Source organism: Saccharicrinis sp. 156 (genome assembly GCF_050589685.1).
In the GTDB taxonomy this organism is placed as follows: Bacteria; Bacteroidota; Bacteroidia; order Bacteroidales; family Marinilabiliaceae; genus Saccharicrinis.
This window is the reverse complement of record NZ_JBNGOS010000022.1, coordinates 38,537-51,197: the sequence shown is the minus strand read 5'-3', so window position 1 is coordinate 51,197 and position 12,661 is coordinate 38,537. Positions and strand designations below refer to the sequence as shown.

The 12,661-nt window shown below is 39.7% G+C and carries 9 protein-coding genes; 3 read left to right on the top strand and 6 right to left on the bottom strand.

All coding sequences use genetic code 11. From position 1 onward, the window contains the following. The first annotated feature begins 27 nt into the window (after positions 1 to 27). Entirely contained in the window at positions 28 to 777 is a 750-nt protein-coding gene (locus ACRD64_RS14645; RefSeq protein WP_430934191.1) for a hypothetical protein, read from the top strand. 3 nt (positions 778 to 780) lie between these two features. Beyond that, positions 781 to 2,505, top strand: coding sequence for an ABC transporter ATP-binding protein (locus ACRD64_RS14640; RefSeq protein WP_430934190.1), 1,725 nt, complete (start codon positions 781 to 783; stop codon positions 2,503 to 2,505). 83 nt (positions 2,506 to 2,588) lie between these two features. Here the strand turns inward: ACRD64_RS14640 and ACRD64_RS14635 are convergent, their stop codons facing one another. Both ACRD64_RS14635 and ACRD64_RS14630 read right to left on the bottom strand, forming a co-directional pair. Further along, on the bottom strand, positions 2,589 to 3,950 hold the full coding sequence (locus ACRD64_RS14635) for a T9SS type A sorting domain-containing protein (protein ID WP_430934189.1): 1,362 nt from the start codon (positions 3,948 to 3,950) through the stop codon (positions 2,589 to 2,591). Positions 3,951 to 4,379: 429 nt separating this feature from the next. Continuing rightward, the gene (locus ACRD64_RS14630; protein WP_430934188.1) at positions 4,380 to 6,896 is read right to left on the bottom strand and encodes a beta-mannosidase; all 2,517 of its coding nucleotides are present in this window, start codon (positions 6,894 to 6,896) and stop codon (positions 4,380 to 4,382) included. A gap of 253 nt (positions 6,897 to 7,149) precedes the next feature. Here ACRD64_RS14630 and ACRD64_RS14625 point away from each other — a divergent pair, with 253 nt between their 5' ends. Beyond that, positions 7,150 to 7,908 (top strand): IclR family transcriptional regulator, encoded by a 759-nt coding sequence (locus ACRD64_RS14625; RefSeq protein WP_430934187.1) that lies wholly within the window; start codon positions 7,150 to 7,152, stop codon positions 7,906 to 7,908. An 89-nt stretch (positions 7,909 to 7,997) separates the two neighbouring features. Here the strand turns inward: ACRD64_RS14625 and ACRD64_RS14620 are convergent, their stop codons facing one another. From ACRD64_RS14620 to ACRD64_RS14605, 4 genes are all read right to left on the bottom strand, one after another. After that, on the bottom strand, positions 7,998 to 8,339 hold the full coding sequence (locus tag ACRD64_RS14620) for a Dabb family protein (protein ID WP_430934186.1): 342 nt from the start codon (positions 8,337 to 8,339) through the stop codon (positions 7,998 to 8,000). A 358-nt stretch (positions 8,340 to 8,697) separates the two neighbouring features. Then, positions 8,698 to 9,852: a CaiB/BaiF CoA transferase family protein gene (locus ACRD64_RS14615; protein WP_430934185.1), complete on the bottom strand. Its 1,155-nt coding sequence runs from the start codon at positions 9,850 to 9,852 to the stop codon at positions 8,698 to 8,700. 77 nt (positions 9,853 to 9,929) lie between these two features. Next, complete coding sequence (locus ACRD64_RS14610) at positions 9,930 to 11,075, bottom strand: CaiB/BaiF CoA transferase family protein (RefSeq protein WP_430934184.1); 1,146 nt, start codon at positions 11,073 to 11,075, stop codon at positions 9,930 to 9,932. 229 nt (positions 11,076 to 11,304) lie between these two features. Then, on the bottom strand, positions 11,305 to 12,459 hold the full coding sequence (locus ACRD64_RS14605; RefSeq protein WP_430934183.1) for an ABC transporter substrate-binding protein: 1,155 nt from the start codon (positions 12,457 to 12,459) through the stop codon (positions 11,305 to 11,307). Between the last annotated feature and the right edge of the window lie 202 nt (positions 12,460 to 12,661).

The window sequence follows — 12,661 nt, the reverse complement described above, 5'->3', positions numbered from 1 at the left end:
ATATCTTAATAATAGATACTAAAAAACATGATATTTTACGTAGCTTTTGATGATACAGATACTTTAGATTGTGGACGTGGAACGGGCAAACTGGCTCGCTGGTTTGCCGATGTAATACCTTCCGAATGCAATCAAAAAATGGTGGTTCGACAGCAGTTATTGCATTCGCCAGATGTACCTATGACTTCGCATAACTCATCTCTATGTTGTGTAATTGAAGCGCCAGATGAAACGTATCGGGAAACTTTGATTCAAAGAGGAATAGCACATATCCTTAATCATTTTTTTGAAGACAGCGACCCGGGTTTCTGTGTGGCTTCTGAAGATGATGATTTAAGTGCTTTAATTCGTTTTGGCATAAAATGTACGGGAGTAAAAACCACGCAGGCAGAAGCCAAGGTAGCCGCCAAAGGCGTTCATCTCTCCGGACATGGAGGAACCAATGACGGAATAATTGGCGCTGTAGCAGCAGTAGGCTTAACCCATTTGGGAGAGTCGGGCAGAATAGTCGATTATGCCGATATCAGGGACTTACCGCAAATAACCACGGTTGGTGAATTACGCAAAAGAGGCATCCATTTAATGTCGGTCAACCGGCATGCTGAATTTATCCCTGATGACCATAAAATTGACAATCAAAATTCGTTACGCCCTCATTTATGGGCAAGGAGACTAGTTGTTCCTGTAATGGCTTCAGGTAACGAAACCTGGCAAACTATCTCTATCAAAAAAGAATATACATTTGTGCAACAAGAATCGGTATTTACAAATAACTAAAAAATGCAAAGCAATTCTCGAAGACTATTTAAATATATAGCAAAACAAAAAAAACTTATTTCCCTTGGGGTACTTGCTACGCTTTTAATGGGAATTGTGGAATTGTTTACTGGTTCGATGCTTAAATTCCTGATTGATTTGATTGACAAATTCTCGGGAACGTTTGCTGATGGTGTTCTTAAAAACATGAAACTACCGGCAAAATACAGTATTAAAAACCCAATTACCGATGAAAAAATAAAAATATTTAATAAAACTCTTAAAGGTCAGGATGAAATATTAGAGGGCATGTTAATGTTATGCCTGATATTTGTAGGGCTGTATTTTTTATTGTCTTTGTTTAACTATTTGCGAAGGGTATTTATGAATGCTGCCACGCAGAAAATACTTCTTCATTTTAAGTCCGATATCTATGCTAAAGTAGTACGTCTACCCTATTTTTTCTTTCATAAAAATAAAACAGGCGATGTTGTCTCCAGAATAACCTATGATGTTGCAACATTAAACGAAATTATTGATTTATTGATTGAAGTAGCCCGGGTATCCATATACCTGCTCATATTTATTCCGGTTATGTTTTATATGAGCTGGGAATTGTCGTTGTTCACCATCATTTATTTCCCGCTTTCACTAATCCTGATAGACAGAATAACAAAACATATAAAAAAGGTAAGTAAGAAAATAACAGATAACGTTGGTGATTATACGGCTTACTTAGAAGAAAAAATTAACAGAATAAAACTAGTCAAGTCTTATAAAAAGGAAGACAAGGAAGTGGAAGCCTTTAATAATTTGGTAGTAGAAAATTACAAACACAACCTTAAGCTTATTAAACTAAAGTTTGCCTTGAATCCCGGCAGCGATTTTCTGGGTATGATTGTTTTGTCCGTGGTTTACATTTTTTACACCTATAAATTAGCGCAGGGCGATAGTACTTTAGGCGACATCGTATTCTTTTTATACCTGGTTAAAACCGCATACAAACCTGTAAAAAAGGTAGCTCAGGCTTGGGGGCAACTGCATGTTGCTTTGGTGAGCACTAAAAAAATATTCCATTTGCTTGATGAAGATGAAGAAGTTGGATCAGAACAGGAGATAAAAGATAAGGCTGATCAAATAGAAAATGTCAGCTTTCAAAACGTAAGTTTTTCATACCCCGATGACGAAAGGTCGGTATTTAAAAACTTAAACTACGAATTTAAAAAAGGTGATATCGTTGGCGTCAGAGGGAAAACGGGTTCGGGCAAAACAAGCTTATTAAACCTTATTCCCCAGTTTTATGCGCCTACCCAAGGGCAAATACTATTTAATGGCAAGAGCGATTTGAACCTTGCGCAAAAAAGGAAACTTTGTTTGTACCTGGGTACCGACAGCTTAATGGTTAACGGCAGTATCCGTCAAAACATAGAATACAGCGGCTGCACAATTTCCCCGAATTTAGAGAAAGAATTTATTCAGTTTATTGGCTTAAAAGATACATCGCACCTGGACTGGGTTATTGGTAAAGACGGCATCAACCTTTCTGATGGGCAGAAACAAAAAGTAGCTTTCCTGAGAGCTTTTATCTACCAACCTAAAATTTTAATCCTGGATGAAGTTTTCTCTTCATTAGATGAAGAAGATATCAAATATATTATCGCCAAATGTAAAAATAAAGTTGATATCGTTTTTATGGTTTCACGAAAACAAAATGTACTGCATTATGCCAATCAAATTGTTCAGCTTTAATTACCATGATTGCACACGTATTAATATCGGTGAAAGTCTGAAACACACAAGAATTTCAGGTATCTTCATTTCCCAAAACACACTCAAACCTTCACAAAAACCTGCGTTGCCCTTATCTTACCTTCCAGATTGATAATATACATACCCGGCAATAGAAAGCTAACATCAATCCGGTAATTGTTTTGATCAGGGTTTACTGCTTCTTCATACAAAACTGTTCCTGCCATTGATAAAACCTGAACTTTCTCAAATTTGTCACCGCTCTCTTTCTCTATAAATAAATCGTTTTTTACCGGATTGGGAAATAAACGCAGGCTGTTCTTTTTGGTAAGTTTTACCCCTGTTTTCTGTACAGGTTTGCAGACCCGAATCCAATCCACTTTCATGGTATTTTTGGCCGGGTTGTTCAATTGCGCATCTGTGGGTGTTCTGCCGGCATTTACATGCCAGTCCTGCGATTCTACGTTAATGATAATATCCAACTCCTTGGTGAAACCGTTACCGTTTTGGTACTCATATGGATCAATGACACTAACTGACGATGTGTTACTGGCAGCTTCTAATCTGCTAAACTCATAGTTTGTGCTGGTTGAATGCTGAATGACTTTTTGATACCCTCCATCTTTATCCAATACCCCGTTGGTCATGGTTGGATAGGTATAATACCAAGTGCCTGCTTTTTTTGTAGCAAAGGCCTTATCGTATAATACCCTTTGCAGTTCACCATCCACATAATACTCAAAATGGAACGGACTGATCCAGTTAACCCCAACCCGTACATATTTTCTTGTACCGCTGTTCCAACAGTATTCGCCCCAACTGGTAACTCCATCTTTTTGCCACCAACTGTTGTTATCGGTGGGTTGATAATCCGTGAAAGGATTTCGGATAAAAGAATGATGGCTCATATGAATAAATTTAGCAAAGAAACCATTACCCTCATCGGCACCACCATAACATTCTATAATATCTATTTCCTGTGTATCATCGGCACTTAGCAACCAAACATCCGAAGCCAACACGATATCTGCCACGCTAATACTGGCCTCTACAAAAACAGGATATTTTACCCGGTTGGTTGAGGTGATACAAGCTGCGTTTATTCCAGGAACTCCCATCTTGGCAGTGCTTGGGTTTCTGGATGCCCGAACCACGAGGTCACTGCCATCCACCGAAACATGGTCGTATTGCCAGTAGGTTGTCCCTGGACCATCCCAGCTGTTATGATAGAAGTTGGTCCACTTGTTATTGATGGTAGTTAGGGAACTTGCTGCCTCAAAAGTGTAGTTAAAATCATCGGAAACTTCATCCTGAACCTGCCACCGGTTACCTTCTCCGGCATCTGCAGGCACCGGGATATCGTTCCAATCCTGGGCTAAGGTTATACCCGAAAAACAAATAAACATTAAGCCAACAGTAATTTTTTTTAATGTAGTTTTTATCATGATCATTTCCTCCCTGAAGTATTATCTCGCTTAAAATTTGCGTTATAAAACTATACAATCATAAATACTATTACAGGGGGCAAAATGGATTCTATATGGTGCCATCCGATAACCCAAACGTCCATCTAACAGGAAACCAACACAGTTAAATGAATATCTGTAAATTTTAGTTTCTTTTCATTTGGAAAAATATGTATTGCTGAATTAGCGATTCACAAAAGAACAGCTTCATATGTAGCTGTCATCAACTCATGGGTTTAACGCATGAAATTAAAAATAAGTAAGCATGAAATATACATAACAAAGCATTGAAGGCACTTACTATAAACGCATATCACAAGTTACAGAAAAGATATAGTGCCATACAAATAAGCACCCATAAGGTATTTACTTCATGGGTGCTTTTAATTTAATATATTCTTTTAGAAACTACTTTTTCTCATACTCCGTCGCTCTTGGGTGTTCTGTATCACTTTCGTAATCTTTCCCATTTTTGCGTCCCATATCTTCGAAGAAGCGGAAGTAGTTACCATAGGTAAATTCACCAGTTCGCTTACGTGACTCTTCGCCCATTTCTTTGAATTGAGCCGATGCTTTTTTCTGGTCGCCAATTAAAAACAGATACTCGTTGGCAGAAATGGTTTTTCCTGACTTATCTTTCATTTTTAAATGAACCATAAACTGCTTCTCCACTTTCGACAATACATCAGCCTCCACATCAAAGAACTTTTTAGCACTGTTTTCAGTTACTTCACTAACATCATATTTTGATGACTTGATAACATTCCCCTTTTCATCTTTGATTTCTAACTCAACCGTACTCTTATCGAAAGTTTTATACAAATCATTTACCACCCAAATCTCAGCTTGAAAGGATTCTTCTTTGTGCCAACGTCGTTTTTCGAAGTTCAGGTTCACCAATAATGGCTGGTACGAACGTTTCACAAACTCATACGAACGCTTAGGCTGTTGATAGTTATCGATAATGCCCCACTTCATATCGGGCCAGTAAGTAATCCAGTGGCAAAGTGAAATGCCACTTAAGTTAGGCTTATGTCTTCTTAAATATTCGACTCCATATTGGAAAATCATTCCCTGCGCATCCTGCGTAGCATCTACAAATTCCTGTAACGAGCCCAATTTTTCATCTCCAAAGCTATCCCAATTTTGCATTCGCAACCTGTCCAGGTCGGCCCAATGGTGTCCCCAGCTCAACCCGGGAGGCCACATTTCGTTTTCAGGGATAAACTTCTTCAAGCTCTCCACGTTAGGAACCGAAGTAATGGCGAATTCAGGTATTATGGGATAATCCAGTGTTCTGAACCAATCTTCCATTAGCCATCGCCCCATGCCGTAAAAATAAGCCAGGGCATGCTTAGCCTCCTTAGGTTTGTAACCCGCTTCTCTGGAAACTTCGCATGTCAAGGGCGAATCCGGCACATAAGGCAGATTTACATAACTCTGCAACGTATCGCCCAGCTCTTCCAGGAAAGCACGCCCAAAATGCGCGTCCTGCGTACGAAGCAACATTTCCTCACCACCTTCCATCATAATTAAAGATGGATGATTGCGACGTTCTTTAATAACCGATGCGGCCTCTTGCATGATTCTGTTAATTCCTTTTCTGTCCTGCGGAATATTACCCGTTCCCAGCGGAATCATATCTTGCCAAACCGTCATCCCCATCTCGTTACAATACTCATAAAACTCGGGAATCTCAGGCGGATGCCATCCGAAAATCCGGATATTATTCAAGTTGGCTTCCTTAGCCAACCGAATCAGCTCTTTGTACTCTGCCGGGTTTGTTCTTCCCACAAAAATATCCGGTGGTCCTCCCCAGCAAGCGGAACGGATAAAATGAAACTTACCGTTTATATAAGTCGAGCGAGGAAAGCTTACATCAACTCCTTTTTTAAAACCGGGGTTCCATTTTGATGTTACTTCGCGAATACCGAATGTAATTTCGTTGGCGTCGTGGTTTACCTTGCCTTCTTTCAACGACACCTTAGCCGTATACAAATTGGGTAAGCCTAAATCCCAAGGCCACCAAAGCTGAGGATTTTTAATGTGGACATTTTTCTTGATTTTATGTTTACCCGGTTGAACCAGCTGCGTTATTTCTGCAGTTATAGCTTTCGATTCAAAGTTCTTGCCTTGAACCGAAGCAATCACAGTCATTTCTTTGGGTTCGTTTGTTGTGTTCTCAACCTCTACTTCCATATTCACATCCGCAGTGCCATCCTTGTTAAGTGTAGTATTTGCATAGGTATCCTGAATACGAACTTTACCGGTAGAAACCATTTTGATCGAACGGCTTATCCCAAATGGGATCAAGTCTCTCCAATAATCACCAAACCAAGGTGTTTTTAATCCGGCCACCTTAGCATTTACCTTTGGTGGAGGATTGAGCTTTATCATCAGCATATTTTTGCTGGCAATGTTTTTCTTAGATACTCTCAATACATCATTTACATCAAACGAAAAGGAAGAAAACGCGCCCGTATGACTCCCCAAATGAGTACCATTCAAATACACATCGCAACTATAATCCACGCCTTCAAAAACGATACGAACAACCTGGTTTGTGATATCTTCAGTTACATTAAACTGGTAAGCGTACCACCATTCGTATTGTTGAACCCATTGCGCCCTAACACTGTTCCTTCCAAAATAAGGGTCGTCAATAACCCCGCATTTCCATAAATCGGTATAAACATCGCCCGGAACATAAGCCGGGTTCCAAAAGTTGGTCTCAATATCTGCAGGTGGAACTTCATGCAATCCTTCCTTTACTCCTTCTCCGGGTAACATCATCTTCATTTTCCAATGATGTCCGCCTAAATCACGAACCACCTGACTATTCTCGGTATGAGAATTAATGGTTCCGGGCTGTGCCCACAACAATGCGGGTAGCATTATTAAAAAAAGGTAAATAATCTTCTTCATTTTATTTAAATTTTTAGCTTAACCAATTATAAATGTCCTTACTCAACTTCAAATATGAACTTATTTTTTATATTTGCATGGGTGTAAAAACAACAAAATGCACCCCTATTTTGAAATTCAGAATAATTAACGAGTTAGATTCACATAGACACGAACTAAACATCACTATTAACAACTGTATTTCTACCACTTACATTTCCGACAAACAGAAAGGATTTTTAATCAATTTGCACATTGAATTAATTTTATCGTTATGACTAAATATGATGCTCCTGCTCTTGATAAGGGATTAGATATATTAGAATTTTTATCGGCTCAATCTGTTCCACAATCGCAATTGGAAATTGCCACCGGAATAGACCGAAAACCAAACGAGATATACCGAATGCTGGTAAACCTTGAAAAAAGGGGATACATTGTCAAAGACCCATCTTCGGTAAAATATAACTTAACGCTCCGATTGTTTCAATTAGCCCATCACCACTCTCCTGTTGACACCATGGTCAGAGCATCGGAAATGCATATGCGTAATTTGTCTTACTGCATTAACCAATCCGTTCACTTGAGCGTACTGCATCACAACAAACTGATGGTTATTGCACAGGTTCAGAGTCAAACCCCAGTTTCATTATCTGTTGAAATTGGCAGTTTATTTCCATTGGAAAAAACCATATCAGGTAAAGTGACTCTGGCAAATTTGGAAGAACAAAAGAAAAATCAAATTTTGTCTTTGTGCGATGATTATCAATCCATGAAAGCCGCTGAAAAAAAAGAGTTGCAAGCAGAATTACTTCAAATAAAAGGGAAACCATGTGTCAGCAATAAAAGCATGCTTACCGAAGGAATCACCGATTTTTCAGCGCCTGTTTTTAACATGAGAAATGAGGTAATAGCCGTTTTGGCTGTATCCACCTTAACTTCTCAAATGCGAAAGTTGGTTTCTGCCGAAGAAATTGAAAGAGAAATTTTAAGTACGGTTAGTATGATCAGAGAATCGTTGGGAATCCTCTAACCTTTCCGTCCACGCATTGCACCATGTGATGCTCTCATGAATTAACTATACGACAATAATTGCTTTGGTTGTCGAAATCAATTCTCTATCTAATTTTGAATTATATAATCTACGACCAGCACATTTTTAAACCAAGGTGTAACAGAATCACCAAATATTTTATGTTCGGGATGAGAAAGATATGTGTCTCGTCCTTTTTCAGAATCGAATGTTACAATAAAACATTGGATATTTTTTTTGCATAACCATTCAACACTTACATCAGTTCCATATTCAAAATCCTGAATGACATCAATTTCGTTTTTTAACGAAGCAAAGTGTTCTATTAATTCGGTTATCTTTTGCGGAGTAATACTATCTGTCCATTCAAAAAGTTCAACATTACGCAATACCTGTTGAGGCGTTTGTTGTGTAGGTTGGTTACAGGCCACAAAACATAAAGCGATTAATGCAATAATAGTGGATTTCAGAGAGTTTTTTTTAAGAAATAGAGAACCAAGCTATAAATATATTGGTAATAATTAAACTTGAAATTTGACAATATCTTCATATCGCACGTGTCCCCATGTTTATGAATTCTGGAAGGTCGAAAAAAACACACGTCTTTTTTGAAAAAACACACGTGTTTTTGGTGAAAATGTAACGTGTTTTTTAGAGAAAACAAGCGTGGTTATTAATTTGAGCTGGTCTAGGTTTATAATAATCATGTCAACCCCCATCCCTATTGCTGCGCAATAGTGCTTCCCCCTCCCGCAAGTCTTGGGGAAAGGGAAGAACCTCAAAATGTCATTATAAAGTAAATTCTACTTGAATCTCCTGATTATCTTCTCCCAATTCTGCACATCCCTTTTCTGAAGTTAAAAACTCATCATTGATGGAGATAGGACAACGGGTGGTGTTGTAGCTAAAACCATCGCCCATATTTACTTCCTGAATCATTTCCAAAATCTTGAATGCTTCCGTGTCAAACAGCGTTTTCCAATCCATTACCTCTGCACACCAAATATCAGCTGGTTCAAGCACGGCTAACCAGTCGGCAGTGTTTTTAGAACTTAGGTGCTGTCCTAAAATATCCTTTATTTCATCCCGTTTAGTAAACCATTCATCCACTTTGGTATACGGCAGTAAAGCATCACAGCCCAGCAACTCTCCTAAATGCGGGATTTGTCCCATGGCCAATGCGATAAATCCGTTAAGCGTAGGGTAAATCCCATAAGGTGCTCCCAGATAAGCATGTGCTGAGTTGTTCTTAGGTCGGATAGTCGGCTCTCCTCCATCGCGGAAGAAAGCCGTGATAGATTCGAACTGGTACTCTAAAGCAGACTCCAGCATACTGACCTCAACACGCCCCCCTTCCCCTGTCGTTATCTTGCGATATAAACAAGCTAAGATCCCTTGGCACAAGTGGGCTCCCGACAAGATATCGACCACAGCCAAACCAATTGGAACCGGTCCAGCACCATCATTTCCGTTCAGTTGCGTCAATCCCGAGATAGACTGAATCAGCAAATCCAAACCCGGTTTATCTTTCCAAACGCCTTCTTTTCCGTAACCGGAAAGCTCGGCATAAATAATTTTTGAATTGATACCTTTTATGGTTTCGTAATCAATACCTAATCGCTCGGCTACGCCCGGACGAAAATTGTGAATGACCACATCTGCCCGTTCAATTAACTTGTAAACCTTCCTGCGTTCTTCATTTATTTTCAGGTTCGCAACATAGCCTTGTTTGTTTCTATTCACAGCCATAAACATGGTAGACTGGCGATTGACAGTCAAGTTAGAGAAAATCAATTCTCTACTTAAATCTCCCTTTTCGGGCTGTTCTATTTTAATTACCCTGGCACCCAAATCGGCTAAGCGCAAACTCGCTGAAGGAGCCGACAGGTATTGGCTAAAGTCGATGACTAATGTGCCGCTAAGGGGTTTGTTTTTTGTATCCATTTTTTTAAAGTCTACAGTCGGCAGTAAGCAGTCGATAGTCAAAAGAAGTCTGAAGACCGAAGACTGCGTACGGAAGACTAAAGATTAAATTCTTCTTCAATAATCACATTATCCTCACCTGGTTTTGGAGCTGATTTACGGTTAAAAATCCTTTCTCCATCGATTCGAATCGGACAACGGGTTGTTTTCATTGTTAAACCATCGCTGGTTTCCACTTTCTGGTCCATCTGCAATGCTTTATAACCTTGGTGGTTTAACAATTTTTCGTACGTATATACGTCGGAGCACTTAAAATCCAAAGGTTCAAAAATCCCCAGCCAGTGGGCTGTGGTTTCTTGAGCAAGTTCGTTTGCGAGGTAGGCCATAATTTCGTTTCGCTTTTCGAACCAGGAGCTCCTTTCTCTCCATTCATCCGGCAATATCAAATCCATGGATTTAAAAAGCGCATCCAGTGGGATCAATGCCAAAGCAATATGTCCGTCTTTGGTTTTGTACGTTCCATATGGAGCATCAATATAAGCATGGGCACTTCGTTGTTTAGCTCGCACAGGAAGTGTATTGCCATCATTCAGATAGGTTGTAATCACCTCGAATTGGATATCAAGGGTAGATTCCAACAAACTCACCTCAACTTTAGCTCCCTTGCCGGTTTTTATACGTTGAATTAGAGCCGCTAAAATACCTTGTACCAGATGAGCTCCCGTAAATATATCCGATGTTGCAAGACCACTTGCGGTTGGGTTATCATCGTGGTTACCCGATAAATTGGCAAAACCCGATAAGGACTGAATCAATAAATCCTGTCCTGGCTTTTTTGCCCATGGCCCTTTCGGACCATAACCACTCACCACCCCATAAACTATCTTGGGATGGATGGCTGCAACCGTGTCATAATCCAGCCCAATCTTCTCCATCACCCCAGGTCGAAAATTGTGCGTCATCACATCTGCACGGGCGATTAGCTTTTTAACTTTTTCTAAATCTTGCGGGTCTTTCAGATTGGCAGCATACGACTGTTTATTTCGGTTAGCGGTATGAAAAACCATACTGCTTTCGTCGATAAACAAGTTCTTAATCGCTATTTGTCTGCCAGCTTCACCTGTGCCCGGACGTTCAATTTTTATAACACGGGCACCTAAATCGGCCATTTTTAATCCTGCCGAAGGCCCTGCCATAAATTGTGCGAATTCTAGTACGGTTATTCCGCGTAGGGGTAGTTTCATTTTTATTTATTTAATGCTTTATTAGTCCACAGTCTTCAGTTCTCAGTCTTCAGTCAGGAAATACCTTTTATTGGAATTTACCTGGATTATTCAATAGGTAATTCAATATCCTTCCAACTTCTTCGCATCTTGAATTTAAACCCGCCATATGCATTAGAAATTCTATTACACATTGAAATTACTACTTGTAAATAAACTGATGACTGCCTAACGTGGACTGAAGACTAAGTTAACTAATTCCAAGTGATATCTTGTATAAACCGTTCAGTTCTGCCAGTAACTTCACTTCATCACCGCCATTCATCATGTACTCACGAATAGGAGCTCCTGCTCTATCCTGAAAGTACATATGGCCATGGTAACGTGGACGTAAAAAAGACCGATCTAAGGCAGGCAAAGTATCTTTGAAAAAGTCCATCGTATCCGCGTTGTTTTGCTCGTCTAACCAAGCCGCCCTATGTCCTGGCTGTCCGCCATTGGCAAAGAATATTCCTTTTTGGGTTTCTGGAGAGCCTACATACTCGGCAAATTTAACAGCCATTTCCTGGTGTTTACACTTGCCTGAAACCGCCAGTCCTGTTCCTCCCAAAGTAGTGATTAATCCAACACCGTCAATCTCAACCATATCATGGAATTTCAAAAGTGTGCGGGCGTAACCTCTGCGAGAATAGTTGGTGTAACCATAAGCAAAAGGACTGTATAAGTAATCATCTGTCAAGGTCATTTTTTCGTAGACCTTAATTGGATTGAAGTCAAAATTCTCTGCTTTAATGTTTTTGCCTAAATCGCGCAGCATATGTAAAGCTTTAATACCTACTTCATCCGAAATTACCTTATCTTCACTTACGCATACATCTTCGCCTAAGTTTGAGCACACCATATAAAAGCTCATCAAGGTATCCTGAGGGATTCCTGGTATTGCTACTTTTCCTGTTTTTGACAACACCACTAAATCATCCCAGGTTTTAGGGAGTTCCAGGCCTTCTTTTTTGAATAAATCAGGACGACTGGCAGCCACAGGGGTAGCCGCATCGATTGGCAATGCCCATTGCTTACCGCTGAAATTATAACTCTCGTAGGATTTACCAACTGAATTAGCTGCCTGATCTTCTATGTACTCTTTGGTTAAGAAATCGCTTAATGGAATGATTACTTTTGTACGGGCCGCAAAGCCTGTCCAAGGGTGGTCGATGATTAAAAAATCATAACGTTCGGCCAGTTTGTCAATGGGTTCATCCGCAAAAGCTTGCAATGAGCGTTTCTCCCATGAAATTTCTACTCCCGGATGAAGTTCAGAAAATCGCTGGGCACAGGCCACAATGGAAGTAAATCCACGGCTGTGGTTCCAGGTAATTCCTTTTAATTGTATGTTATTGTTGTTCATTATATAATTGTTTTGATATAGATTAAGGTGTAAGCGTGGCTGTTTGACATCCTATATAGGGTTCAAATAATGTTTTTTTTAAAAAATACGATTGGTAGCGATTCCCTGCCTGTTCGACAGAATGACGACACAAAGTTATTGCATATGATTAACTCCATAGTGATGCGTCGGTATTATGATTAGGATGAGCCCAGGGCAAACA